This is a genomic window from uncultured Albimonas sp., assembly GCF_963977235.1.
Taxonomy (GTDB): Bacteria; Pseudomonadota; Alphaproteobacteria; order Rhodobacterales; family Rhodobacteraceae; genus Albimonas.
This window is the reverse complement of the sequence record NZ_CAXBOD010000040.1, coordinates 1-24701: the sequence shown is the minus strand read 5'-3', so window position 1 is coordinate 24701 and position 24701 is coordinate 1. Positions and strand designations below refer to the sequence as shown.

The following is a 24701-nucleotide window of genomic DNA, read 5'->3' as shown; positions in this document are numbered from 1 at the left end:
CCGGCAGACTTAGAAGGCGTCGCCGGAGGGGGCAACCCCGTTCGGTCCGCTCAGATCAAGCCCCGCCCGTGGACCGAGCGCCGCCAGATCGGACGCACCCCCAGCCCGCTGTGCTCGAAGGCCTTGGAGGCGCGCATCACCGAGAAGCCCGGCAGCCCCGCCAGCGCCTCGGGGATCTGGTCCGCGCCGGTCGCGCCGAGCGCGATCACCACCGGCAATCCGTCCACCGGCCGCAGCCGCCAGGCGAGGCCGGCGTTGCGCTTGAGCAGCACCGCCTCGACGGTCCACAGTTCCTCAACGCGCACCACGCCGCCCCAGAACTGGTCGTGGCCCTCGGGGGCGAGATAGGCGATGCGGCCCTCGGCGACCTCGACCACGCCGGGGCCCTCGCCGTCGCCCTTCATGCGCCCCCGGCTCCAGGCGAGCGCCGCCCAGCCGGTGGCTGGCACGCCCAGCGCCGCGACGCCCCAGCCGAGCCAGCCGCCGTTCAGGCCGGCGTTGACCCCGACCGACAGCAGCGTCACGGCCACGGCGACCGCGATCAGCGTCTCGGCCCAGCGGGACAGCGCCGCCATGCCGCCGCCCGATCCCGATCCCGGTCCCGGCCAGGTCCCCCCCATGCCCCCGCTCATCCCATCGTCCCTTCGATGCCGCTCCAGTCGCCCAGAACGGTCTGCCACACGGTCAGCGCCGCGACGGCCGCCGTGTCTGCACGCAACACACGCGGCCCAAGCGAGACCGCCTTCACCTGCGGCGCGGCGCGCAGCCGGGCCGCTTCCGTCTCGTCGAAGCCCCCCTCGGGGCCGATCAGCACCGCCCAGGGATCGATCGGCGCCCCCGGCGGCGGCGCCAGCCCGGCCAGCGCCTTCGCCGCGGGAGGGGCGTTGCGCCGCTCGTCGCAGAACATCAGCCGCCGCGAGGGATCCCAGGCGTCCAGCACCCGGTCAAGGCGCTCGGGCGGCTGCAGCTCGGGGATGGTGAGAAAGCCGCACTGCTCGGCGGCCTCGATCATGTGCGCGCGCAGCCGGTCGGTGCGCAGGCGCTCGGCGTTGGTGCGCCGGGTGAACACCGGACGCAGGGCGGCGCAGCCCAGTTCGCAGGCCTTTTCGACGATGAAGTCGGTGCGCGCCTTCTTCACCGGGGCGAACAGCAGCAGCAGGTCGTGCGGGCGGGTCTGTTCGCGCGTGCGCTCGACGCAGGCCAGCGCCCCGCCCTTGCGGGTCGCCTCGGCCACCTCGGCGCGCCATTCGCCGTCGCGCCCGTTGAACAGCAGCAGCGAGTCGCCGGGCGCCAGCCGCATGACGTTGAACAGGTAGTGGGCCTGCTCCCGCGACGGCGAGACCACCGTGCCGGGCGACAGATCGTCCGGCACGCAAAGCCTGACCTTGGCCGCCTTATCTGGCATAAGCCCTCTCATGAACGCGCCCGACCAATCCTCCGCCCCATGGGATACCCCGCCCGCGCCCGACGGTCGAGTTTCCGATTCGACCGATCGCAACTGGGTGGACCGCTTCGCGCCGGAGCGGAGCCGACCGTTCCTGCGCCTCAGCCGGGCAGACCGGCCCGCGGGGACCTGGCTGCTGCTGATCCCCTGCTGGTGGGGCCTGGCGCTGGCCGTGGCCGCCGATCCCGCCGGCGGACGGCTGGAAGACCTCTGGATCGCAGGGGTTTGCGCGGTGGGGGCGTTCCTGATGCGCGGCGCCGGCTGCACCTGGAACGACATCACCGACCGCGACATCGACGGCGGCGTGGCGCGCACCCGCTCGCGCCCCCTGCCCTCGGGCCGCGTCACCGTGAAGCAGGCGCTGGCCTGGATGGTCGTGCAGGCGCTGATCGGGCTGCTGCTTCTGCTGACCCTGCACCCGGCCGCGATCCTGCTGGGCGTGATCTCGCTGGCGCCGGTGTGCGTCTACCCGTTCATGAAGCGCGTGACCTGGTGGCCGCAGGTGTTCCTGGGGCTGGCCTTCAACTGGGGGGCGCTGCTGGCCTGGACGGCGCACACGGGCGCCCTCGGCTGGCCGGCGGTGCTGCTGTATCTGGCGGGCATCGCCTGGACGCTGTTCTACGACACGATCTACGCCTGCTGCGACGCCGAGGACGACGCCCTGATCGGGGTCAAGTCCACCGCCCGCCTGTTCGCCGAGTCGACCGGCCGCTGGCTGCTCGGCTTCCTGGTGGCCGCCTCGCTGCTCTCGCTTGCCGCCGCGGTGCTGGCGACGGCCTGGTCGGGGGGGCTTGCGATGGGCCTTGCGATCGCCGGCGTCTGGGCCTTCGCCCTGCGCCTGCACTGGCAGCTTCGCCGCTTCGACCGCACCGACGGCGGCGTCTGCCTGCGGCTGTTCCGCGACAACCGCAACGCCGGCCTGCTGATGGCGCTCGGCTTCGCCGCCGCCGCCCTGGCCTGACCGGGCCCCGCGGAAACCTTTCGGAAAGCATTGAGAAACCGGGCGTAAATCCGTCCGCCCTAGGGTCCCCCCCGGAGCAAGCAAAGGGGACCGGGGCCATGGCAGCCGCCAACGCCTTCGACCAGCACATGGTCGAACTGATCAACCGATTCCGTCTCGATCCGGGCGGGGAATACGACCGCATCGTCGCCAACGCGGGGTCGAGCAGCGCATATGACGCCGACGTCACCGCCGCCCTGCGCTGGTTCGGCGTCGACCTCAAGACCCTGGCGCGGGAGCTTGACGACCTCTCCCCCGCCCAGCCGCTCGCCTGGAACGGCCGGCTGGCCGCGGCGGCGACCGGCCACAGCCAGGTGCTGCGCAAGGCCGACACCCAGTCCCACCAGGTCAACTCGCGGGGCGAGGCGCCGCTGGGCGAGCGGATCCGCGACGCGGGCTACGATCCCCTGCGCGCGGGCGAGAACGTGTTCTCCTACGCCGAATCCGGCCGCCACGCGCATGAGGCCTTCGTGGTCGACTGGGGCCTCGGCGCCGGCGGCATGCAGGAGGGGCGGGGCCACCGCGTGAACCTCGCCTACGCCAGCTTTTCCGAGGTGGGCGTCGGCACGGTGCGCCAGGACGACGCCTCCGCCTCCGCCGGGCCGTTCATCGTCACCCAGAACTTCGCCTCCCGCTCCGACGCGGGGCCGTTCCTGCTGGGCGTCGCCTATCGCGACCGCGACGGCGACGGGGCCTATTCGATGGGCGAGGGGATGAAGGGCCTGACCGTCGCCGCCGAGGGGCGGGGCCGCGACGCCTCGGCCAGGGCCGGCGGCTGGACGCTCGAGGTCGGCGAGGGCGTGGCCGACCTGACCCTCTCCGGCTCGGCGGTGAAGGGCCGCATCACGCTCTCGGTCGCGGTGGGGCGCGAGAACGCCAAGCTCGACCTCGTCGACCGCAAGATGCTGGCGACCAGCGCCGACCTCGACCTGAAGAAGGGCGGCGCCGGGGCGATCGCGCTGGGCGTCGGGGACGTCGACCTCTCGGGCAAGGGCGGCCGCGACCGGCTCGAGGGCAACGCCGGGCGCAACACGCTCGACGGCGAGGGCGGGAACGACCGCCTGTTCGGCGGCGCCGGGCGCGACCGGCTCGAGGGCGGGAACGGCGACGACCTGCTCAAGGGCGGGCGGGGGGCCGACACGTTCGTGTTCCGCGCCGACGACGGCCACGACCGGGTGCTCGACTGGGGCAAGGGCGACGCGATCGCGCTGGCCGGGGACCTGACGCTGTCGGACGCGTCGATCTCGTCCCGGAACGGCGACGCTGTGCTGCGCCTGCCCGGCACGGTGGTCGAGATCGAGGACGCCGCCGGCCGCATCGAGCTCGACGACCTGCTGCTGGCCTGAGGCCCGCCACGCCCGCCGCGCAAGGCCCCGGGTCCCGCTCGGGGCCTTCGCCGTTGCGCGCCTCGTCCGACGCGCCCGTCCGCGGGTCTCCCGGCCCCGCCGGAACGGACACGGCCGCCCGGTCTTGCCGGGCGGCCGCGTCTCGTCATCGCGATGTCCGTGTCAGGCGACCAGAAGCTCGTCGAGCTGCGGCACCGGGGCCAGCGGATCGGCGGCGTCGAAGAGGGTGTCGTAGCCCATGTCCTCGAGCGCCGCGACGCTGGTCGCCGAGATGTAGTTGTCGGCGTTGACGTAGCCGGTCATGATCTCCTTGCGGAAGGTCATCTCGTCCCAGTGCGCGCCCGCGGTGCCCGCGCCGCCGTCCATCTCGATCGGCACGCCGGCGCCGGCGTCGGGGTCGACGCTGGCCGGACCCGCGAACTCCGCCTGCCAGGCGAGGGTGGCGTTGGCGCCGGTGAAGCGCAGCTCGCCGTTCACGGTCGAGACCAGGCCCATGTCGTCCCACTGCGGGCCGAAGCCCATCACGTGCAGCATCTCGTGGAAGGCCACGTCGTCGAGCGTGCCGGCGCTGAGCAGCCGGTCGATGTCGCCGAGGTCGAACTGGACCCAGCCGCTCCACGGGATGTCGTCGGCGGCGCGCGCGCCGCTCACCGCCGCGCGGGCGACCGTGCCGTAGGCGCCGTCGATCGCGTAGGTCGAGACCGAGATCCGCAGGTCGTCCACCGCGCCGTAGTCGGCCACGTCGCCGGTCACCAGCGTCGAGATCATCTCGGCGGCCTGCACCAGCGCGCTCTGCTGCGCGACGGTCCAGGCGCCGTTGAAGGCCAGCTCGACGTTGTAGGCGCTGGCGACGCCCAGATCGCCCTTGCCCGAGACATAACTGGAATAGAGCCCCGAGGCGTCGGCGGTGTTGTAGGGGCCGTCGGCGCCGCCCGTGTCGCCGCCGGTGCCGCCCGTGTCGCCGCCGGTGTCGCCGCCCGTATCCCCTCCGGTGTCGCCGCCCGTGTCGCCGCCGGAGTCGCCTCCGTTGTCGCCCTTCTTGCCCTTGCCGCCGCCCTTGCCGGGGCCAGAGCCGCCCTCGGAGGTTCCCCCGTCCGGGGTCCCGCCATCGGTCGAGCCGCCGCCCGTTCCGCCCTTCTTGCCGCCCCTGGCCAGCGCGCCGCCCTCGTCGCCCTGCGTGTCGAGGCCAAGGTCGTCGGTGTCGAAGTCGACCCCGAGCCGATCCAGCATCTTCTCGAATTTCTTGAGGAGTTTCTCGTGCTTGCCTGACTCGGCCAGGCGGTCGAGCTTGCGCTCCTGCCGGTCGCTCAGCGCGTCGAGCACGTCTTCGGGCAGCCTGTCGGTCCAGGCGTCGGTCACGCGGTTACGCATCGGGGTCTCCGTCACGGGAAGGGGCACGCGATTCACATGGCGGAATAGACCGTGCACATTCGATGACGTCAATGTGAACCATGGTTTCATTCTGGTAAACAGAATAAACCTTGGGCCGTCGCCGTCGCCGCCCTGCGGCGCCCGCCGTCCCCCCGTGACCGCCCTTGTGCGGGCGGCGGACTCAGCGCCCGACCGCCCTCAGCCGCGCCTCGCGCAGGCGGGCGAAATCCTCGCCGGCGTGGTAGCTCGACCGGGTCAGGGGGGTGGCCGAGACCATCAGGAAGCCCTTGCCCCAGGCCGCCCGCTCATAGGCCGCGAATTCCGAGGGCTCGATGAAGGCCGCGACCGCGTGGTGCTTGCGGGTGGGCTGGAGATACTGGCCCACGGTCAGGAAATCCACGTCGGCCGAGCGCATGTCGTCCATCACCTGGTGCACCGCCGCCCGCTCCTCGCCCAGCCCCACCATGATCCCGGACTTGGTGAAGATCGTCGAGTCCAGCTCCTTCACCCGCTGCAGCAGGCGCAGGGAGTGGAAGTAGCGCGCGCCGGGCCGCACCTGGGGGTAGAGGCCGGGGACCGTCTCGAGGTTGTGGTTGAAGACGTCGGGACGCGCCTCGACCACCTGCTCCAGCGCCTCGGGGCCGCATTTCAGGAAGTCGGGGGTCAGGATCTCGATGGTCGTCTCGGGCGCCTTGCGGCGCAGGGCGCGGATGGTGCGGGCGAAATGCTCGGCGCCGCCGTCCGCGAGGTCGTCGCGGTCCACGGAGGTGATCACCACGTGGTTCAGGCCCAGCTTCGCCACGGCGTCGGCGACGCGGGCGGGCTCGAAGGCGTCCAGCGCCTCGGGGCGGCCGGTGGCGACGTTGCAGAACGTGCAGCCGCGGGTGCAGATCTCGCCCATGATCATCATGGTGGCGTGGCCCTGGGACCAGCACTCGCCGACGTTGGGGCAGCCGGCCTCCTCGCAGACGGTGGCGAGGCGGTGCTCCTTCACGATGCGCCGCGTCTCCTCGTAGCCCTGGCCGCCGGGGGCCTTCACCCGGATCCACGAGGGCTTGCGCAGGACCGGCGCATCCTCGCGGCCCTGCTTCTCGGGGTGACGCTGGGCGCGGTCCTTCAGATCGCGCGGGCGAACCGGGCGCAAGGCCTGAGGCGCAGGGACGTCGGGGGGAGTGATCTCGGCAGGCATGGCGGCCCTCCTATCTCAACGTCACCTAATATGCTTCGCCCCGGCATGCAAAGCCGAACCGGCCGGCGGCAGGCGAAGCCTCAGGAGGTCAGGAACGCCGGCTCCGCCCCGGTCTCCAGCCGCACGGCCGAGAGCACGTGCGAGTAGTAGGCCCCGGTGTCCACCGCGATGCGTCCGCCGGCGTGGCCGGCCTCGTCGACCACATAGTGACCGTAGACCACCCACAGCCCGTCCTTGCGCGGGATCGAGAAGAAGCGCGAGACGCCCCAGGTCATCGTCCGCTCGGACTGCAGCTCGGGCGGCGCTTCGGGGTCGGCGCCGGCATGGGCGAACAGCACCGTTCCGAAGCGCGCCCAGGCCGGCAGCTCGCGCACCATCTCGAGGTCGGGGCCGGCGACCGCGGCGAAGCGGGCGGCGACCTCGACCAGCGCCTCGCCGTCGGCGGTGGGCGAGACGCCGCCCACCTCGTAACTCATCAGCGTCTGCAGGCCGCCGTTGCGCAGCCAGCGGCCGCCGGCCTCGGCCGGTGCGTCCGCAAAGGCGAGCATCATCTCCTCGTGGTTGCCGCGCAGCGCCACGATCTCGGCCGGGCCGCCCTGCCAGCCGCCGCCGCGCACCAGTCCGCGCAGACGCGCCAGCACCTGGGCCGACTGCTCGCCCCGGTCGACATAGTCGCCCATGGTCACCAGCCGCCAGGCCTCATAGCCGCGGGCGTGGGCGTCCTCGTTGATCCGGCCCAGCAGGCGTTCCAGCAGGTCGGCGCGGCCATGCACGTCGCCGATCGCATAGGTCGGCATGTCGATCTCGAGCGGCGCGTCGAAGCCCTGCCCGCCCCTGGCCTTCACGCCCTTCTTGCCGCCTGCGGGCGCGGCGTCGCCGCCGCCCATCAGGCGCTTGAGGAATCCGATCATCCGTCCCCCCGGTTCGTCGCCGCGCGGCGGAGGCGCCGCGCGGCGGCTTCGCTCACTCCGCCGCGATCTTCGCGGCGTTCAGCCACGACCAGACCCGCTGCGGGGTCAGCGGCATGTCCACATGCGTCACCCCCGCGGCCGAGACCGCGTCGAGCGCCGCGTTCGTCACCGCGGCCAGCGCGCCGACGGTGCCGGCCTCGCCGCAGCCCTTCATGCCGATCGCGTTGGCGGTCGAGGGCGTGCCCTCGTGGAAGAACGGCATGTCGGGCACCTCATAGGCGCGCGGCAGGGAATAATCCATGAAGGTCGCGGTCAGCAACTGCCCGCTCTCGTCGTAGACCACCTGCTCGTTGATCGCCTGGCCGACGCCCTGCACCACGCCGCCGTGCACTTGGCCGATGGCCAGCACCGGGTTCATCAGCAGGCCGAAGTCGTCGACCACGGTGTATTTCACCACCGACGTGTGGCCGGTGTCGGGGTCGATCTCGACCTCGCAGATGTGGCAGCCGTTGGGGAAGGAGCGGCCGGGCACGGTGTTCTCGGTCTCGTGCACCAGCATCTCGAGGTTGCCGAGGCTGCGGGCCTTGGTCCCCAGCGATTCCAGCGTCACCTCGCGGTCGGTGCCCGCCACGCGGAAGGCGCCTTCCTCGAAGACGAGATCCCCGCCGGAGACCTCGAGCTCCTCCTCCGCCATCGGCCGGAACTTCTCGACCATATCGTCGGTGGCGGCGTTGATCGCGTTGCCCTGCATGGTCACCGAGCGCGAGCCGCCGGTGCCGCCGCCGGTCTTGATCAGGTCGCTGTCGCCCTGGATCACCCGGATCTTCTCGTAGGGCAGGCCCGAGCGCTCATGCAGGATCTGGGCGTAGACCGTCTCGTGCCCCTGCCCGTTGGACTGGGTGCCGACGTAGAGGTTGTAGCCCCCGTCCTCGGCAAACTCGATCTTGGCGGTCTCGTTCTGGGCGCCGAGGATCGACTCGATGTAGGTGGCGAGCCCCCGGCCGCGGAGCATCCCCTTCTTCGCGCTCTCGGCGCGGCGCGCCTCGAACCCGTCCCAGTCGGCCTCCTTCAGGCAGCGGGTCAGCACCCGGTCGAAGTCGCCCACGTCGTAGGTCTGGCCGACGAGCGTCTTGTAGGGGAACTTGTCCTTGGGGATGAAGCTCTTGCGGCGGACCTCGGCCGGCGACATGCCGAACTGGCGGGCGGCGGCGTCCATCAGCCGCTCGATCTGGTAGATGGCTTCGGGCCGGCCGGCGCCGCGGTAGGAATCCACCGGGCAGGTGTTGGTGTAGACGCCCTTCACCTCAAAGAGGCCGATCTGCACGTCATAGACGCCCGGCAGCACGTTCTTGGCGACCTCGGAGGGGATGTACTGCCCGAAGGGCGAGTTGTAGGCGCCCAGCCCCGCGATCACGCTGAAATGGATCGCCTGCAGCTTGTGGTCCGCGTCGAAGGCGCCGCGCGCGATCGTGACATGGTCGCGCCCCATCGCATCGGTCATCGCGCCTTCCGAGCGGTCGGCCATCCAGCGCGCCGGCCGGTTCAGCTCCTTGGCCGCGAGCGCCACGACGAAGTGTTCGGGGTAGTTGAACGCCTTCATCCCGAAGCCGCCGCCGACGTCGGGGTTGGTGATGCGCACCTGCTCGGGCGCGAGGCCGATCTTCTTCGACAGCTCCCGCTTGAGGCCCCACACGCCCTGGCCGTTGGTCGAGACGTGCAGCTTCTGGCCGTCCCACTCCGCCCAGGCGCCGCGGGTCTCCATCGGGGTGGCGATGACGCGGTTGTTGATCAGCGGCAGTTCGACGACATGGGCGGCCTCGGCAAAGGCCTGCTCCGTGGCCGCCTCGTCGCCGAAGGCCCAGTCGAAGGCCACGTTCTTCGGAGCCACGTCGGGGTGAACCTCGGGCTGCTCCTGCGCCAGGGCGGTGTCGAAGGCGACCGGCAGCTCCTCGAAGTCGACCTCGATCAGCTCGGCCGCGTCGCGGGCCTGCATCGCGGTCTCGGCGACCACCGCGGCGATCGCCTCGCCGACATGGGTCACCTTCTCCGCCGCCAGGATCGGCCGGGTCGGAGCGGCGCCCGAGCTGCCGTCGCGGTTCTGCACCACGCCCGCGTCCATCGCATTGCGCAGCTTGCCCTCGAGGTCGGCGGCCGTGAACACCGCCAGCACCCCCTCGGTCTCGCGCGCGGCCGAGGCGTCGACCTTCGTCAGCCGCGCGTGGGCCACGGGCGAGCGCAGGAACTGCACCCAGACCGCGCCCTCGGGCGCGGTGTCGTCGACGTACCGGCCGCCGCCGGTCAGCAGGCGCAGGTCCTCCTTGCGGGTTACAGGCTGGGCGACGCCGAACTTCACCATGTCGATCATCCCTTGCTTCTGGGCCCCGGGCGCCGCGGAGACGGGGAGCGTCCCCGAGGGGGGCGTCCGCGGCGCGGGGCGAATTCCTTCGGGCCCGACCCTAGCCGCGCGGGCGCCGATGTCCATATAAAGGCGGGCCGGATTTCTCCGGCGCGTGGGAGGCAAGCCGCCGTCGCCTCCCCTCGTCGCCCTTCCCGCAGCGCCGTCGAGCCTCCCGTCCGCGACCTGGTCGCGCCCCGGATCGACGGCGCCGCCCGAGGGGTCAATCCGGGCGCGCCCGCGACGGGGCGCCCCTCCGCCGGCGATGGTATTGTGTCGGCCCCCGGGAGGAACGAATCAAAATGACCACCACCGACGACCGAATCGCCGAGACATTGCTCGAGCTCGCGCGCGCCGACGACGCCGGCGGCAGCTTCTGCCCCTCGGACGCGGCCCGTCGTCTGTCTCCCGACGACTGGCGTCCTCTCCTCGACCGGGTCCGCATGGTGGCCAGCCGCCTGCAGCGCGACGGCCTGATCTCCGTCACCCAGTCGGGCAAGGCCGTCGACGCCCTCTCTGCAAAGGGTCCGATCCGCCTCTCCCGCCCCCTGCACTAGACGCGCCCGCGACGCCCGCCCCGGGCGCCCCCGACGGCGCCTGTTCTCGGGTGGGCCGGGAGCCCGCCGGAGGCGCCGGGGCCAGCCGGTCCCCCGCCCCAGCGACCGCGATGCAGCCAGGCCCGCCCGCAGGGCGCCCGCAGACCGCCCCCCTTTCACGCGAACGCGCCGCGCATCCGGCGATGCGCGGCGCGTTCCGTTTTCGCCCGTCGGGCGCCGCTCAGCCCAGCTTGGCCAGCAGCGCGTCGATCGAGGCCTTGGCGTCGCCGTAGAACATCCGCGTGTTGTCCTTGAAGAACAGCGGGTTCTCGATCCCCGAGTAGCCGGTGCCCGCGCCGCGCTTGGACACGAACACGTTCTTGGCCTTCCACACCTCCAGCACCGGCATGCCGGCGATGGGAGAGTTCGGGTCGTCCTGCGCCGCGGGGTTCACGATGTCGTTCGCGCCGATGATGATCACCACGTCGGTCTCGGGGAAGTCCTCGTTGATCTCGTCCATCTCCAGGACGATGTCGTAGGGGACCTTGGCCTCGGCCAGCAGCACGTTCATGTGCCCCGGCAGACGCCCCGCGACCGGGTGGATGGCGAAGCGGAAGTCCTTGCCCGCCGCGCGCATCTTGCGGGTCAGCTCGCTCACCGACTGCTGCGCCTGGGCCACGGCCATGCCGTAGCCGGGCACCACGATGATCGAGTCCGCCTCCTCCAGCGCCGAGGCGACGCCGTCGGCGTCGATCGAGATCATCTCGCCCTCGACCTCCATCGCCGGCCCCGAGGCGCCGCCGAAGCCGCCCAGGATCACCGAGACGAAGTGCCGGTTCATCGCCTTGCACATGATGTAGCTGAGGATCGCGCCGGAACTGCCCACCAGCGCGCCGACCACGATCAGCAGATCGTTGCCGAGGCTGAAGCCGATCGCCGCCGCCGCCCACCCCGAATAGGAGTTGAGCATCGACACCACCACCGGCATGTCGGCGCCGCCGATGCCCATGATCAGGTGGTAGCCGATGAACAGCGCGCAGAGCGTCATGATCAGCAGCGGCAGCAGCCCGCCGGAGTTGAAGTACCAGATCAGCGACAGCACCGAGATCGCGGCCGCCGAGGCGTTCAGCACATGCCCGCCCGGCAGCTTCTTGGCCGCCGAGGTCACCTTGCCCGCCAACTTGCCATACGCCACGACCGAGCCGGTGAAGGTGATCGCGCCGATGAACACGCCCAGGAACAGCTCGACCCGCAGGATCGAGATCTCCACCGAAGTCTTGTGCGCCAGCAGCGCCGCAAAGCCCTTCAGCCCCTCATGGGCGGCGGGGTCCATCGCCAGGACCCGGCCCAGCTCGACATGGGCGTTGTAGCCCACGAAGACCGCGGCCAGACCCACCAGCGAGTGCATGGCCGCGACCAGCTGGGGCATCTCGGTCATCTGCACGCGCTTGGCGACGATGAAGCCGATGACGCCGCCGCCCGCGATCAGCGCGACCGACATCAGCCACAGGCCCGAGCCCGGGCCCACCAGCGTCGCCGCCACCGCCAGGCCCATGCCCGCGATGCCGTACCAGACCGCGCGCTTGGCCTTCTCCTGGTTCGACAGGCCGCCCAGCGACAGGATGAAGAGAACCGCCGCGACCACATAGGCCGCGGTCGAGAATCCGTAGTCCATGTTCTCGCCTCCCTTACGATTTCTGGAACATGGCGAGCATGCGCCGGGTGACGAGGAAGCCGCCGAAGATGTTGATGCCGGCCATGAACACCGACAGCGCCGCCAGCACGATCACGATCCACGAGCCCGAGCCGATCTGCATCAGCGCGCCCAGGATGATGATCGAGGAGATCGCGTTGGTCACCGCCATCAGCGGCGTGTGCAGCGAATGCGCCACGCCCCAGATCACCTGGAAGCCCACGAAGACCGACAGCACGAAGACGATGAAGTGCTGCATGAAGCTCGCAGGCGCGACCAGCCCCACGCCCAGCAGCAGCGCCGCGCCCACCGCCAGCAGCGTGACCTGGCTGCGGGTCTGCTTCTTGAAGGCGGCCACCTCGGCGGCGCGCTTCTCCTCGGGGGTCGGCTCCTTGACCTTCTCCTTGGGCTTCTGGGCCGCGATGGCCTTCACCTTGGGAGGCGGCGGGGGATAGGTGATCTCGCCCTCGTGGCACACGGTCGAGCCGCGGATCACGTCGTCGTCCATGTTGACGTTGGTCTGACCGTCCTTCTCGGGCGTCAGGTCCGCCATCATGTGGGCGATGTTGGTACCGTAGAGGTTCGAGGCCTGGGTCGCCATCCGGCTCGGGAAATCCGTGTAGCCGATGATGGTGACGCCGTTCTCGGTGACGATCTTGTCGTCGGGCACGGTCAGGTCGCAGTTGCCGCCGCGCTCGGCGGCGAGGTCGACGATGACCGAGCCATTCTTCATCGCGTGGACCATGTCCTCGGTCCACAGCTTCGGCGCAGGCCGGCCGGGGATGAGGGCGGTGGTGATGACGATGTCGACCTCGGGCGCCTGGGCGCGGAACAGCTCGAGCTGCTTCTCGCGGAACTCAGGGCTCGAGGGGGCCGCGTAGCCGCCGGTTCCCGCGCCGTCCTGGCTGTCCTCGAAGTCGAGGAACAGGAACTCGGCGCCCATCGACTCGATCTGCTCGGCCACCTCGGGGCGCACGTCGAAGGCGCGCACCACGGCGCCCATGGCCTGGGCCGCGCCGATGGCCGCGAGACCCGCGACGCCCGCGCCCACCACCAGGATCTTGGCCGGGGGCACCTTGCCCGCCGCGGTGATCTGGCCGGTGAAGAAGCGGCCGAAGTTGTTGGCGGCCTCGACCACCGCGCGATAGCCGCCGATGTTGGCCATCGACGACAGCGCGTCCATCTTCTGGGCCCGGCTGATGCGCGGGACCATGTCCATCGCCAGCACGGTCAGCCGCTTGGCGTTCAGCGCCGCCAGAAGCTCCTCGTTCTGGGCGGGCCAGACGAAGCAGATCAGGGTCTTGCCCTCGGGCGCCGCGGCGACCTCTTCGTCGGACGGGCCGCGCACCTTGACGATGACGTCGGCCTGGCTCCACAGGTCGGCGGCGGTCTCGACGACCGTGACCCCGGCCTCGGCATACGCCGCGTCGGTGAAGCTCGCGGCTTCGCCCGCGCCGCTCTGCACCAGGCACTCGTAGCCCAGCTTCTGCAGGCGCTTTGCGCTCTCGGGCGTGAGGGCGACCCGCTTTTCGCCCTCGAAGATCTCAGCTGGGGCGCCGATCCTCATGCGTCCCTCCTCCATGTTCTCCTCCGGACGCGACGGCGCCCGGAAGGGGAACAGACCTTCCGGGCGCCGCTTTGTCCACCGTCGGTTTGGCCGAGTCTCGCGTAACAGGCAAGACGTCGGAAGCCCCGATTGCGCAAGATTATTGCGCGGCCGTTCGCCGCGGCGCTTCGCGGCCGGCGGCTTCGGCCCCGCGCGGCGCCCGGGCGCCCGCCCGAACGCACCCGAACGCATCGGATTCGCCGCATTCCACGCCGCCTCGCGAATGCGAAGGAGTCGACGCGGCGCCGTGCAGACTGTATCATGGCGAGAATTGGGCGCTAAGTTCGCATTCCTTACCGAACGCCCGCCCCGTCATCGACCTGTCGCGAACCGCGGGCATCGTGTTCACGCCCGCGCACCGATCCGACCGGACCCGCACATCGAGCGGCCGCCAGCATCGTCCGTCCTGTTCCCCACGCAGGACGCGACCGGCGCCAGCCCCTGCGGCGTCCGCCCAGCCGAAGGACTTCCCCGCCATGACCCTCAAGGCCGTGATCTTCGACGTCGACGGAACCCTCGCCGAGACCGAGGAACTGCACCGCGCCGCCTTCAACGCCGCCTTCGCCGAGGCCGGGCTCGACTGGTCCTGGGACCGCGAGCGCTACTTCGACCTGCTGGCGGTCGAGGGCGGACTCGCGCGCATGCGCCATTACGCCGAGACCCAGCGCCCCCGCGACCTCGTGACGATGGAGCATGCCGGAGACTTCGAGCGGATCCATGACCGCAAGTCCGCCCTGTTCCTCTCGATGATGGAGGAGGGGGCCGCCCTGCGCCCCGGCGTCGCCCGCCTGCTGGAGGATCTGCGCTCCTCGGGCATCAAGCTCGCGGCCTGCACCACCGCCTCGCGCGAGACGTTCGAGGCGCTGATTCTCAACGCCTTCGGCTTCGAGGCGCTGGACTGGTTCGCCGCCGTGGTCACCCGCGAGGACGTCGAGACCTCGAAGCCCGATCCCGCTCCCTACCGCCTGACCCTGCAGCGCCTGGGCGTCCCGCCCGAGGCCGCGGTGGCCATCGAGGACAGCGCCCGCGGCGTCGCCTCGGCCCGCGGCGCCGGGCTCGAGGTGCTGGCGGCGCCCGGCCTCTACACCCGGAGCGAGGATTTCTCGGGCGCCCTGCTGGTGCTGAGCGATCTCGGCGAGCCGCACACCCCCTTCGAGGTCCTCTCGGGCGAGGCCGGCCCCTTCTTCCACGTCACCGCCGACGCCCTGCAGGTCTGGCACGCCTGCCAGTGCAACGGCGAGGGCGCGGTGGCCTGAGGCCCAGCCCGCTCCCCGCGCCGCCCTGGCAATCTTGTTGCGTCGGGGCGGGGCGACCCTTGCCGGATCGACCCCTTCCGCACTCTGCCTGCGAACCTGCCGCGTCACCCTGCGGAACGGGACCCCGATTATTGCGCGCCCGGCGACATGGCGGTTGATTTCGTCTCGGAAACGTCATTTACGCCGCACCAACCGCCGCCTAGGCTGCGGTCCGGTCCCTTGCGCATTCGGGCACCACAGGGAGGAACAGACATGCGCTTTCTCAAGATCGCCGCCACCGCCGCGGCGGCGCTGATGATGACGACCGCCGCTCACGCCGCTTGCGACGCGGGCGAGATGGTCATCAAGTTCAGCCACGTCACCAACACCGACAAGCACCCCAAAGGCATCGCCGCCTCGCTCCTGCAGGAGCGGGTGAACGCGGAGATGGACGGCAAGGCCTGCATGGAGGTCTACGGCAACTCGTCGCTCTACAACGACGACCAGGTGCTCGAGGCGATGCTGAACGGCGACGTCCAGCTCGCCGCGCCGTCGCTGTCGAAGTTCGAGACCTTCACCAAGAAGTTCCGGATCTTCGATCTGCCGTTCATGTTCAAGAACATCGACGCGGTCGACGCCTTCCAGGCCTCTGAGACCGGCCAGGGCCTGCTGGATTCCATGCAGCGCCGCGGCCTGCAGGGCCTGTCCTACTGGCACAACGGCATGAAGCAGATCTCGGCCAACAAGCCGCTGCTGCTGCCCTCGGACGCCAAGGGCCTGAAGTTCCGCGTGCAGCCCTCCGAGGTGCTCAAGGCGCAGTTCGCAGCGCTCGACGCCAACCCGCAGGCGATGGCCTTCTCCGAGGTCTACGGCGCCCTGCAGACCGGCGTCGTCGACGGGCAGGAGAACACCTGGTCCAACGTCTACGGCCAGAAGTTCTTCGAGGTGCAGGACGGCACCACCGAGACCAACCACGGCGTCATCGACTATCTGGTGGTGACCTCGGTCGACTGGCTCGAGGGGCTCGACGCCGACGTGCGCGACCAGTTCCTGACCATCCTCGACGAGGTGACGGCCGAGCGGAACGGCGACAGCTTCCAGGTCAACGAGGAAGCCAAGCAGTCGATCGTCGACGCCGGCGGCGAGGTTCGCCAGCTGTCCGAAGAGCAGCGCCAGGCCTGGGTCGACGCGATGAAGCCCGTCTGGGCCGAGTTCGAGGCCGACGTGGGGGCCGAGAACATCGAGGCCGCTCAGAAGATCAACGCCAGCATGTAAGAGGCCGGACGCCCCCGCCCGCTCGCCGGGCCGGGGGCGAACCGCCCGCATCGCAAGCCCGCCCCGACCGGTCCGCCCGGCCGGGACGGCGCCGACCGGCGCCGCGGCCCCCTGGGAGGAGGAGGCCCCGGCGCGCACCGGTTCCCGCGGCCGGACGCGCGCCCTGCCGGCGCCGCGCGCCGCCGCGACCAAGGGGGGGAGGCCCCATGCAACACAAGGCCCGCACGCCTGCCGGCCGCGCGATCAATGCTGTCGAAGAGACGCTGATCGCCGCGATCCTGGGCGCCATGACGCTGATCACCTTCGCCAATGTCGTCGCGCGATACGTGTTCAATTCCAACATTCTGTGGGCGCTCGAGACGACCTCGTTCCTGTTCGCCTGGCTGGTCCTGCTGGGGGCCAGCTACTGCGTGAAGGTCACCGCCCATCTCGGGGTCGACGCGGTGATCAACATCGTCTCGCCCCCCGTGCGCCGGGCGATGTCGCTGATCGCCGCCGCCATCTGCCTGGTCTTCGCGCTGCTGCTGCTGAAGGGCGCCTGGGACTTCTGGGCCCCCTACGGCGAGATGAACGCCACCACCGGGCGCTGGTTCCCCACCGGCTTCGCCGACTCCCGCGGGCAGGGCTGGTACGAGCTCAACGACGTGCCCATGCCCGCCTTCCTCAACCCGCTGTTCGCGCAGTGGTTCAACGAGGGCGAGGCCTACGAGAAGCTGCCCCGCCTGGTCCCCTACGTGATCCTGCCGGTCTCGATGCTGCTGCTGGTGCTGCGCTTCGCCCAGGCCGGCTGGGAGCTGATCGTGGGCGACCGCGCCAGCCTGATCGCCTCCCACGAGGTCGAGGAGGCGGTCGAGGACGCCCGCGCCCACCACGCCATCCCCGAGCCGGGGGACCCCGTCGCCCCCCGCCACCCCGACCCGAAGGAGCGCTGAGAGCATGGAAGTCGCGATCCTCTTCGCGGTCGTCATCGGCCTCCTGCTGATCGGCGTGCCGATCGCGGTGGCGCTGGGCATCTCCTCGACGCTGTTCCTGCTGACGCTGTCGGACAGCTCGCTCGCCTCGATCGCCCAGACCCTCTACAACGGCATGGCCGGCCACTACACGCTGCTGGCGATCCCGTTCTTCGTGCTCGCCTCGACCTTCATGTCGACGGGCGGGGTGGCGTCCCGGATCATCCGCTTCTCGATCGCCTGCGTGGGCCAGTTCCGCGGGGGGCTGGCCATCGCCGGCGTCTTCGCCTGCATGCTGTTCGCCGCGCTCTCGGGCTCCTCGCCCGCCACGGTGGTCGCCATCGGCGGCATCGTCATCGCCGGCATGCAGCAGGTCGGCTACACGAAAAGCTTCGCGGCCGGCGTGATCTGCAACGCCGGCACGCTGGGGATCCTGATCCCCCCCTCGATCGTCATGGTGGTCTACGCGGCCGCCACCGACGTCTCGGTCGGGCGCATGTTCCTCGCGGGCGTGATCCCGGGTCTGGTGGCGGGCCTGATGCTGATGGTCGGCATCTACGTCGCGGCCCGCGTGCAGAACCTGCCCAAGGGCGAGTGGCTGGGCTGGGGCGAGGTCTTCGCCTCGGCCCGCGACGCCGGCTGGGGCCTGTTCCTGATCGTGATCATCCTGGGCGGCATCTACGGCGGCATCTTCACCCCGACCGAGGCCGCGGCCGTCGCCGCGATCTACGCCTTCCTGATCGCCAACTTCATCTACCGCGACATGGGCCCGCTGAAGGGGGTGGGCGAGGGGGCCTCGCCGATCTCGTTCCTGCGCAAGCCCTGGACGCTGGTGACGGCCTGGGTCCACCCCGACACCCGCGACGCGCTGTTCGAGGGCGGCAAGCTGACGGTGACCCTGCTGTTCATCATCGCCAACGCGCTGATCCTCAAGCACGTCCTGACCGACGAGCAGATCCCCCAGTCGATCGCCAACTCGATGCTGGACGCGGGCTTCGGGCCGATCATGTTCCTGGTGATCGTGAACCTGATCCTGCTGATCGGCGGTCAGTTCATGGAGCCCTCGGGCCTGATCATCATCGTCGCCCCGCTGGTCTTCCCCATCGCCATCAGCCTCGGGATCGACCCGATCCACCTCGGCATCATCATGGTGGTGAACATGGAGATCGGCATGATCACGCCCCCCGTCGGCCTGAACCTGTTCGTGACCTCTGGCGTCGCGGGCATGCCGATGTGGGACGTGGTGAAGGCGGCCCTGCCGTGGCTGGGCATCCTCTTCATCTTCCTGATCATGGTCACCTACATCCCCGGCCTCAGCACCTTCCTGCCCACCTACTTCATGGGCCCGGAGCTGATCACCCGCTGACCCTGCCGGCCCGGCGCCCCTCGCGCCGGGCCGCGGCTCCGAGGCAGGGGGAAACGTCGCTCGTCCGCTCCGCCTCCGCATGCTAGCCTGCGTGCGAGATCAACTGACGGAGCGAGCCGCCGCCATGACCTTCCACCGACGCGCCACCCTGTCCGCAGTCCTCCTCGGGGCGCTCGCCGTCTCCGCCTGCGCCCTGCCCGAGCCGAGCTACAAGAAGCCCAACGTCGCCCATGACGAGATGAAGCTGGATTACGCCGGCTGCCAGTACCAGGCCGAGCTCGCCACCGCCAACGCCGGCGCGACGCTGCCGCCGCGCCACCAGAAGAACTCGGACATGATCTCGGACGCGGTGTCCTCGGGCGTGGCCCGGGGCATGGAGCAGGCCGACCTGATCGACACCTGCATGCGGATGCACGGCTACAAGGGCGGCTGAGCCGCGAAGCCCTGTCCCTATGACCGACCCGCTCCCCGCGCCCGAGCAGCTGTTCAACCACGTGCGCGTGGTGGTGGGCATGGTCACCAGCCTCGGCCTGGCGCGCATCCTCGCCGGATTCGCCCGCTTCGTGCAGCACCCCGACCGGGAGCGCGCCAGCTTCGAGCATCTGGCCTGGGCCACCTGGCTGGTGCTGGCCCTGCTGCATTTCTGGTGGTTCGAGCTGGCCTGGGCCTCGGCGACCGTCTGGTCGTTCGAGCGCTACGTGTTCCTGGTCGCCTACGGGGCGCTGCACTTCTTCATGGCTGCGCTGCTGTTCCCTGACGACCTGCGCGACTACGGCTCCCACCGCGCCTACCTGATCGCCCGCCGCGGGCTGGTCTTCGGGTTCCTGATCGCGCTGGCCTGCGTCGACCTGTCCGACAGCTGGCTCAAGGGCCCGGCGCACATGCGGCAGCTGGGCGCGGTCTACCTGGTCAAGCAGGGCGGGCTGATCGTGCTGGCCGCCATCGCCATCCGCAGCCGCTCCCCCCGCTTCCACGCCGTCTTCGCCGCGCTCGCGGTGCTCGGCGAGGCCGGCTGGATCGCCTGGCGCCACCTCACCCTCTGAGGCCCGCCGCTCCCCCCCGGGCCCGGCGGCGCAGCCGCCCGCGCGCAGCGCGCCGGCCAAGCGAGCCCCGCCTCGCGAGGCCCCTCCCAGGCGCCTCCGCCCGCCGTGCGCCGCGGGCCGGACGCCCGCAAGGGGCGCGCCGCCCGACGCGGCGCTTCCTCAGACCTCGCCGACCAGGATCTCGCGCTTGCCGACCTTGTTGGCGGGCGTCACCACGCCCTGCTCCTCCATCTGCTCCACCAGCCTCGCGGCGCGCTGGTAGCCGATGGCGAGCTTGCGCTGGATGTAGGAGGTCGAGCACTTGCGGTCCCGCGCCACGATCGCCACCGCACGGTCGTAGAGATCCGCCTCGGTGTCGTCGCCAGAGCCCAGCCCCAGCACCGCGTCGATGTCGGAGGCCTGCTCCTCGTCCGGTCCGTCGGTGACCCCGCTCAGATAGGCGGGCTCGCCCTGGGCCTTGAGGTGCATCACCACCTCCTCGACCTCCTCGTCCGAGACGAAGGGCCCGTGCACGCGCGTCACCCGACCGCCGCCGGCCATGTAGAGCATGTCGCCCATGCCCAGCAGCTGCTCGGCGCCCTGCTCCCCGAGAATCGTCCGGCTGTCGATCTTCGACGTCACCTGGAACGAGATCCGGGTGGGGAAGTTCGCCTTGATGGTGCCGGTGATGACGTCGACCGAGGGCCGCTGGGTCGCCATGATCAGGTGGATGCCGCTCGCGCGCGCCATCTGCGCCAGGCGCTGGATGCAGGCCTCGATCTCCTTGCCCGCGACCATCATCAGGTCGGCCATCTCGTCGACCACGACGACGATGAAGGGCAGCTCCTCGGGCTCGAACTCCTGGGTCTCGATGATCGGCTCGCCGGTGTCGGGGTCAAAGCCGGTCTGGACCGAGCGGGTGAAGGCCTCGCCGCGGGACTGGGCGTCGCGGACCCGCTGGTTGTAGCCCTCGATGTTGCGCACGCCCATGCGCGACATCTTGCGGTAACGGTCCTCCATCTCGGCGACCGTCCACTTCAGCGCGACCACCGCCTTCTTGGGGTCCGTCACCACCGGGCTCAGCAGGTGCGGAATGCCGTCGTAGACCGACAGCTCCAGCATCTTGGGGTCGATCATGATCATCCGGCACTCCTTCGGCGACAGCCGATACAGAAGCGACAGGATCATCACGTTGATCGCCACCGACTTGCCCGAGCCGGTGGTGCCCGCGATCAGCAGGTGAGGCATCCGCGCCAGGTTCGCCACCATCGGGGCGCCGGCGATGTCCTTGCCCAGCGCGATCAGCAGCTTTTCCTTGGCGTCGCCGAAGGAGCGGGCGGCGAACAGCTCGCGCAGCAGCACCTTCTCGCGCACCTCGTTGGGCAGCTCGATGCCGATGATCGAGCGGCCCGGCACGGTCGAGACGCGCGCGGCCAGCGCCGACATCGAGCGCGCGATGTCGTCGGCAAGCCCGATCACGCGCGAGGCTTTCAGGCCCGGCGCCGGCTCCAGCTCGTACATGGTCACCACGGGCCCGGGCGAGACCTTCACGATCTCCCCGCGGATGCCGTAGTCGTCCAGCACCGCCTCGAGCATCCGGGCGTTCTCCTCGAGCGCGTCGGTCGAGTGCTGGGGCCGGGCGATCTCGCGCGGGCTCTGCAGCAGCGACAACGGCGGGCAGGACCAGGCGTCGTCCTCCGAGAGGTCGTCGAACTCGAACTTCGGCTGCGCCTCGGCCTCGGCCCGGCGGCTGACCGGGACCTTGCGGGCCGGCACGGCCACTTCCGCGCGGGGCTGCGGGACCGGCGCGGGCGCCGCGGCGCGGGGCGCGGGGGCGTCGTAGTCCCCGGCGTCGTAGTCACCGCCGTCGTAGTCGCCATCCTCGTAGTCGCCGTCGTCATAGAGGACCTCGTCCCCCACCGGCTCCGGCGCCGGGCGGGACATCGCCGCCGGCTCGATGCGCTTGGCGGCGGACCGGATGCGGTCCAGCACGGTCGGCTCGCGATCGGCGCGGGCGGGACGCTCCGCAGGCGCGTCGTCGAGCGCCGAACCCAGCCGCGGGCCGCGCGGGCGCGCGGTCAGGGGCGGCTCGTCCTCGTCGTCCTCCTCCTCCTCGTCGAAGGCGCCCGCAGGCTCGCGCCGCGCGGCGCCGTAGGGCTCCGGCGGCGCCACGCGGGCCGAGCGCGGACCGGCCACCCGCCGCGCCGCGCCCCCCATCGCGAGGCCCAGCAGCCCCAGCGAGGTGCGCAGCGCCCAGCCCAGGCCCGAGATCAGCCAGCGAGCCAGCTCGGCCGCCTCGGCCATGTCCATGCCCAGCGCCAGCCCGCCCAGCGCCAGGGTCGCGAGCATCAGGCCCACCGAGAGGATCGGCAGCGACAGCTCCAGCCCCCAGGGCATGTAGGCGACCAGCGTGCGGTCGGCGCCGTCGCCGATCAGCCCGCCCAGTCCGTAGGGATGCGGCCAGGCCTCGGGCGGCACATGCGCCGACAGGCAGGCCGCCGCGACCAGGATCGCCACCGGCGCCACCAGCAGCCGCGACCAGGCCCGCCACTCGCCCTCATGGGTGACCAGCCGCCAGCCCCAGACGCCGGGCAGCAGCACCAGCGACCAGGCCGCCAGCCCCAGCGTGCGCATCAGCGGATCGGCCAGATACGCCCCCGGCAGCCCCAGCCAGTTCGCCGGCGCCCCCTCGGAGGCGTTGAAGAAGCTGGGATCGTTGGGGTCGTAGCTGGCCAGCATGCCCGCCGCGATCACCGCCAGGATGCACAGCGCGAGGCCCGCGCCCTCGGTGAAGCGGCGGCCGATGGCCTCGGACCAGCTTTCCGGCAGGAAGGCGTCGCGGCCGCCGAAGTCGTCGTCGAGGTCGGAGCGGGAGAAGAACGCCATCTGTCTGCCTGTCTTCCTGTCATTGCGGCCGCGCGTCCGGCCCGCCCCTCAGCGCGGGGGCGGGCGGCGCGCCGGCCGGTCTCAGCCGAGCGCCTCGCGGATCAGGGTCAGACCCCGCTCGACGTCGTCCACGGATTCCACCAGCGCGGCCCGGATATAGGCCTCGCCCGGATCCCCGCCCCCCAGCCACTCCGGCGAGGGACGCGAGAGGTAGGCGCCCGGCAGCACCCGCACCCCGGTCTGTTCCCAAAGGCGCAGGGCGGCGGTCTCGCCAGTCCCCCATTTCGCCGAGACGTCGATCCACAGGAAGAACCCGGCCTCGGGCGGCCGGTAGCCCTCCATGTTGCCCAGGATCCTGTCCGCCAGGGCGAATTTCTCGTGATAGAGCGCGCGCGAGGCGTCCACATGCGCCTCGTCCCGCCACACCGCGGCCGAGGCCATCTGGATCGGCCCCGGCAGCGGCGCGCCGGCATAGGCGCGCAGTTTGCGCATCGCCGCGATCGTCCGGGTCCCGCCCGCGCAGAAGCCCGAGCGCAGCCCCGGCAGGTTCGAGCGCTTGGACAGCGAATGGAACGCCAGCACCCGCTCGGGGTCGGCGCCCATCTCCTGGCTGGCCTGCAGGGCCGAGGGCGGCGGCGCCTCGCGCCAGATCTCGGAATAGCACTCGTCGGCGAAGACGAAGAAGTCGTGGCGTTCCGCCAGCCCGATCAGCCCCTTCCAGCGCGCCATGTCCGCCACCACCCCCTGCGGGTTGGCGGGCGAGCACAGGTAGACCGCCGCGGTGCGGGCCAGCAGCTCCTCGGGCAGGTTTTCGAAGTCGGGCAGGAAGCCGCTTTCGGGCGTGGCGGGCACATAGATCGGCTCGGCCCCCGCCGCCAGCGCGGCGACGGCGTAGCACTGGTAGAACGGATTGGGGATCAGCACCGCCGGCCGCTGGCCGTTCTTGCGCTCGGGAACCAGCGCCAGGCAGGCGGCGAACAGCCCCTCGCGCGTCCCGTTCAGCGGAAAGACATGCCGTTCGGGGTCGCTGCGGTCCTCGGCGAGACCGAAGCGCGTGCGCAGCCAGCCGGCGATCGCCTCGCGCAGTTCGCGATAGCCTTCGTTGGCGGGGTAGCGGCCAAAGAGATCGTGATGGCGCGCCAGCTCTTCGCCCAGGAACGGAGGCAGCGGGTGCCGCGGCTCGCCCAGCGACATGGGCAGCAGGGGACCGCCGGCGGGGGTCCCCTCCAACAGGGCCCGGAGACGCGGAAACGCGTACTCCGGCAGGTCCGAGAATCGCTCGGGCTGCTGCATCTTGCCTGGCCTCATTCCGACGGGGCCGTCATTTGGCGCGGCCCTCGTTCGATGAAAAGATACCTTGGGCAGGGGGATGCGTCCAGTTTTGGATGCTCGCCCTGAAGCGAAGGCGCCGGGCGTGGCCCCGGCGCCGCTCGGCCAGGGCGGCCCGCCAGTCCCGGGCGGCGCCCCCCGGAGCCGGCGCAGGAGGCGCCGCGTCAGGCGCCTCGCCGGCGCGACGGTCCCGCCCGCGGCGCATTGCGGCCCGCTCGAGGGCCCCGCCGCCGCCCGCCGCGAGCGTCGTCCCCGACCCGCAGGCGTCGGCGTCCGGGGGCCGGCGGGGCGCTTGACCGCCCGCCCGATCCCCCCGCAAGGCGCGCGCCTTCGCCACGCTCGCCCCACGCGCCCCCCTTGAAACCCGCCCCATGCGGCCGACATCGAACCCCGAGCGCCCCCGCCGCAATCGGAGACCTCGATGACCCACGCCGCCGACGCCGGCTCGGCCCCCCCCAGCGGGACCTCCGGTCCGATCACCACCGTCCTCGACCGCATCGAGGAGATCGCGCGCCAGGAGCGCCCCTCCGCCGGCGAGATCGTCGAGGCGGTGGGCCGCCGGTCGCACGTCACCCTGCTGCTGGTCCCTGCGCTGGTGGTGGTCACCCCGCTTTCGGGCGTGCCGCTGCTGTCCTCGCTCTGCGGCCTGAGCATCGCGCTGATCAGCCTGGCGGGGCTCCTGGGGCGCAGACATGTCTGGCTTCCCGGCTTCCTGACCCGCCAGCGGATCGAGGGACGCCGCCTGTCCGAGGCGGTCGACTGGCTGCGCGGCCCCGTCGCCTGGATCGAGCGGCGCACCCGCCGCCGACTGCCGCGGCTGGTGAACCCGCCCTTCGATCGCCTGCTGCTGGGCCTGTGCCTGCTCTGCGGCCTGGCGATGCCGGTGCTCGAGCTGGTGCCCTTCACCTCCTCCTTCCTCGGCGCCGCGGTGGCGCTGCTGGCGATCTCGATCATCGTGCGCGACGGGTTGTTCGCCAGCCTCGCCTTCGCCGTGATCGCCCTGGTGATCGCCACCCCCGTGGTCCTGCTGACCACAGGCGGCGCCTGACCCGCCCGCCCCCAGGCGCCCCGGGGCGGGACGCCGGCCCTCATCGCGAGCGCCTGTTCTCCGGAGCCGTCCGTCGCTGATGCCGATCAGAGCGACTCG

Annotated in this window: 20 protein-coding genes; 10 read left to right on the top strand and 10 right to left on the bottom strand. The window is 71.3% G+C overall.

Annotated elements, in window-relative coordinates:
• Positions 1–50 precede the first annotated feature (50 nt).
• The gene (locus tag AAC134_RS16495) at positions 51–632 is read right to left on the bottom strand and encodes a hypothetical protein (RefSeq protein ID WP_339950216.1); all 582 of its coding nucleotides are present in this window, start codon (positions 630–632) and stop codon (positions 51–53) included.
• The gene (locus tag AAC134_RS16490; protein ID WP_339950215.1) at positions 629–1405 is read right to left on the bottom strand and encodes a 16S rRNA (uracil(1498)-N(3))-methyltransferase; all 777 of its coding nucleotides are present in this window, start codon (positions 1403–1405) and stop codon (positions 629–631) included. Before AAC134_RS16490 ends, AAC134_RS16495 begins: the two co-directional genes overlap by 4 nt.
• A gap of 10 nt (positions 1406–1415) precedes the next feature.
• On the opposite strand from AAC134_RS16490, the gene ubiA reads away from it, so the two are divergent.
• A complete protein-coding gene (gene ubiA / locus AAC134_RS16485) occupies positions 1416–2405 on the top strand; it encodes a 4-hydroxybenzoate octaprenyltransferase (RefSeq protein ID WP_339950214.1) in 990 nt (329 codons plus the stop codon).
• A gap of 98 nt (positions 2406–2503) precedes the next feature.
• Positions 2504–3790, top strand: a complete 1287-nt coding sequence (locus tag AAC134_RS16480; RefSeq protein WP_339950213.1) for a CAP domain-containing protein — start codon at positions 2504–2506, stop codon at positions 3788–3790.
• A 162-nt stretch (positions 3791–3952) separates the two neighbouring features.
• Here the strand turns inward: AAC134_RS16480 and AAC134_RS16475 are convergent, their stop codons facing one another.
• The 4 genes from AAC134_RS16475 to AAC134_RS16460 form a co-directional block, all read right to left on the bottom strand.
• Entirely contained in the window at positions 3953–5161 is a 1209-nt protein-coding gene (locus tag AAC134_RS16475; RefSeq protein WP_339950212.1) for a leishmanolysin-related zinc metalloendopeptidase, read from the bottom strand.
• Positions 5162–5342: 181 nt separating this feature from the next.
• On the bottom strand, positions 5343–6350 hold the full coding sequence (gene lipA, locus AAC134_RS16470; RefSeq protein WP_339950211.1) for a lipoyl synthase: 1008 nt from the start codon (positions 6348–6350) through the stop codon (positions 5343–5345).
• An 80-nt stretch (positions 6351–6430) separates the two neighbouring features.
• The gene (locus AAC134_RS16465; RefSeq protein ID WP_339950210.1) at positions 6431–7261 is read right to left on the bottom strand and encodes a metallophosphoesterase; all 831 of its coding nucleotides are present in this window, start codon (positions 7259–7261) and stop codon (positions 6431–6433) included.
• Between the two features lie 52 nt (positions 7262–7313).
• Positions 7314–9626, bottom strand: a complete 2313-nt coding sequence (locus AAC134_RS16460; RefSeq protein ID WP_339950209.1) for a xanthine dehydrogenase family protein molybdopterin-binding subunit — start codon at positions 9624–9626, stop codon at positions 7314–7316.
• A 332-nt stretch (positions 9627–9958) separates the two neighbouring features.
• On the opposite strand from AAC134_RS16460, the gene AAC134_RS16455 reads away from it, so the two are divergent.
• Entirely contained in the window at positions 9959–10213 is a 255-nt protein-coding gene (locus tag AAC134_RS16455; RefSeq protein ID WP_339950208.1) for a DUF3253 domain-containing protein, read from the top strand.
• 220 nt (positions 10214–10433) lie between these two features.
• Here AAC134_RS16455 and AAC134_RS16450 read toward each other — a convergent pair whose 3' ends face one another.
• Together AAC134_RS16450 and AAC134_RS16445 are read right to left on the bottom strand one after the other, a co-directional pair.
• Positions 10434–11867 (bottom strand): NAD(P)(+) transhydrogenase (Re/Si-specific) subunit beta, encoded by a 1434-nt coding sequence (locus AAC134_RS16450; protein ID WP_339950207.1) that lies wholly within the window; start codon positions 11865–11867, stop codon positions 10434–10436.
• A gap of 13 nt (positions 11868–11880) precedes the next feature.
• Positions 11881–13452, bottom strand: coding sequence for a Re/Si-specific NAD(P)(+) transhydrogenase subunit alpha (locus tag AAC134_RS16445; protein ID WP_339950206.1), 1572 nt, complete (start codon positions 13450–13452; stop codon positions 11881–11883).
• A gap of 515 nt (positions 13453–13967) precedes the next feature.
• Here AAC134_RS16445 and AAC134_RS16440 point away from each other — a divergent pair.
• The 6 genes from AAC134_RS16440 to AAC134_RS16415 all read left to right on the top strand — a co-directional run bounded on the left by AAC134_RS16440 (position 13968) and on the right by AAC134_RS16415 (position 19360).
• Complete coding sequence (locus tag AAC134_RS16440) at positions 13968–14747, top strand: HAD-IA family hydrolase (protein ID WP_339950205.1); 780 nt, start codon at positions 13968–13970, stop codon at positions 14745–14747.
• 252 nt (positions 14748–14999) lie between these two features.
• Positions 15000–16001, top strand: a complete 1002-nt coding sequence (locus AAC134_RS16435) for a DctP family TRAP transporter solute-binding subunit (protein WP_339950204.1) — start codon at positions 15000–15002, stop codon at positions 15999–16001.
• Between the two features lie 206 nt (positions 16002–16207).
• Entirely contained in the window at positions 16208–16933 is a 726-nt protein-coding gene (locus AAC134_RS16430) for a TRAP transporter small permease (RefSeq protein ID WP_339950203.1), read from the top strand.
• A 4-nt stretch (positions 16934–16937) separates the two neighbouring features.
• Complete coding sequence (locus AAC134_RS16425; RefSeq protein ID WP_339950202.1) at positions 16938–18317, top strand: TRAP transporter large permease; 1380 nt, start codon at positions 16938–16940, stop codon at positions 18315–18317.
• Positions 18318–18441: 124 nt separating this feature from the next.
• Positions 18442–18750 (top strand): hypothetical protein, encoded by a 309-nt coding sequence (locus tag AAC134_RS16420; RefSeq protein WP_339950200.1) that lies wholly within the window; start codon positions 18442–18444, stop codon positions 18748–18750.
• Between the two features lie 19 nt (positions 18751–18769).
• On the top strand, positions 18770–19360 hold the full coding sequence (locus AAC134_RS16415; protein ID WP_339950199.1) for a hypothetical protein: 591 nt from the start codon (positions 18770–18772) through the stop codon (positions 19358–19360).
• A 159-nt stretch (positions 19361–19519) separates the two neighbouring features.
• On the opposite strand, the gene AAC134_RS16410 is transcribed toward AAC134_RS16415, so the two are convergent.
• Positions 19520–22225 carry a DNA translocase FtsK gene (locus AAC134_RS16410; RefSeq protein WP_339950198.1) on the bottom strand — a complete coding sequence of 902 codons (2706 nt, stop codon included), beginning with the start codon at positions 22223–22225 and terminating at the stop codon, positions 19520–19522.
• Positions 22226–22306: 81 nt separating this feature from the next.
• A complete protein-coding gene (locus AAC134_RS16405; RefSeq protein WP_339950197.1) occupies positions 22307–23518 on the bottom strand; it encodes an aminotransferase class I/II-fold pyridoxal phosphate-dependent enzyme in 1212 nt (403 codons plus the stop codon).
• Between the two features lie 457 nt (positions 23519–23975).
• Between AAC134_RS16405 and AAC134_RS16400 the strand changes: the two genes are divergently transcribed.
• Complete coding sequence (locus AAC134_RS16400; RefSeq protein ID WP_339950196.1) at positions 23976–24602, top strand: exopolysaccharide biosynthesis protein; 627 nt, start codon at positions 23976–23978, stop codon at positions 24600–24602.
• The last annotated feature ends 99 nt before the right edge of the window (positions 24603–24701 follow it).

Bases quoted from the DNA above. Each gene is read 5' to 3' on its own strand.
- AAC134_RS16495 (WP_339950216.1), bottom strand. From the start codon at position 632: ATGAGCGGGGGCATGGGGGGGACCTGGCCGGGACCGGGATCGGGATCG.
- AAC134_RS16490 (WP_339950215.1), bottom strand. From the start codon at position 1,405: ATGCCAGATAAGGCGGCCAAGGTCAGGCTTTGCGTGCCGGACGATCTG.
- ubiA (WP_339950214.1), top strand. From the start codon at position 1,416: ATGAACGCGCCCGACCAATCCTCCGCCCCATGGGATACCCCGCCCGCG.
- AAC134_RS16480 (WP_339950213.1), top strand. From the start codon at position 2,504: ATGGCAGCCGCCAACGCCTTCGACCAGCACATGGTCGAACTGATCAAC.
- AAC134_RS16475 (WP_339950212.1), bottom strand. From the start codon at position 5,161: ATGCGTAACCGCGTGACCGACGCCTGGACCGACAGGCTGCCCGAAGAC.
- lipA (WP_339950211.1), bottom strand. From the start codon at position 6,350: ATGCCTGCCGAGATCACTCCCCCCGACGTCCCTGCGCCTCAGGCCTTG.
- AAC134_RS16465 (WP_339950210.1), bottom strand. From the start codon at position 7,261: ATGATCGGATTCCTCAAGCGCCTGATGGGCGGCGGCGACGCCGCGCCC.
- AAC134_RS16460 (WP_339950209.1), bottom strand. From the start codon at position 9,626: ATGATCGACATGGTGAAGTTCGGCGTCGCCCAGCCTGTAACCCGCAAG.
- AAC134_RS16455 (WP_339950208.1), top strand. From the start codon at position 9,959: ATGACCACCACCGACGACCGAATCGCCGAGACATTGCTCGAGCTCGCG.
- AAC134_RS16450 (WP_339950207.1), bottom strand. From the start codon at position 11,867: ATGGACTACGGATTCTCGACCGCGGCCTATGTGGTCGCGGCGGTTCTC.
- AAC134_RS16445 (WP_339950206.1), bottom strand. From the start codon at position 13,452: ATGAGGATCGGCGCCCCAGCTGAGATCTTCGAGGGCGAAAAGCGGGTC.
- AAC134_RS16440 (WP_339950205.1), top strand. From the start codon at position 13,968: ATGACCCTCAAGGCCGTGATCTTCGACGTCGACGGAACCCTCGCCGAG.
- AAC134_RS16435 (WP_339950204.1), top strand. From the start codon at position 15,000: ATGCGCTTTCTCAAGATCGCCGCCACCGCCGCGGCGGCGCTGATGATG.
- AAC134_RS16430 (WP_339950203.1), top strand. From the start codon at position 16,208: ATGCAACACAAGGCCCGCACGCCTGCCGGCCGCGCGATCAATGCTGTC.
- AAC134_RS16425 (WP_339950202.1), top strand. From the start codon at position 16,938: ATGGAAGTCGCGATCCTCTTCGCGGTCGTCATCGGCCTCCTGCTGATC.
- AAC134_RS16420 (WP_339950200.1), top strand. From the start codon at position 18,442: ATGACCTTCCACCGACGCGCCACCCTGTCCGCAGTCCTCCTCGGGGCG.
- AAC134_RS16415 (WP_339950199.1), top strand. From the start codon at position 18,770: ATGACCGACCCGCTCCCCGCGCCCGAGCAGCTGTTCAACCACGTGCGC.
- AAC134_RS16410 (WP_339950198.1), bottom strand. From the start codon at position 22,225: ATGGCGTTCTTCTCCCGCTCCGACCTCGACGACGACTTCGGCGGCCGC.
- AAC134_RS16405 (WP_339950197.1), bottom strand. From the start codon at position 23,518: ATGCAGCAGCCCGAGCGATTCTCGGACCTGCCGGAGTACGCGTTTCCG.
- AAC134_RS16400 (WP_339950196.1), top strand. From the start codon at position 23,976: ATGACCCACGCCGCCGACGCCGGCTCGGCCCCCCCCAGCGGGACCTCC.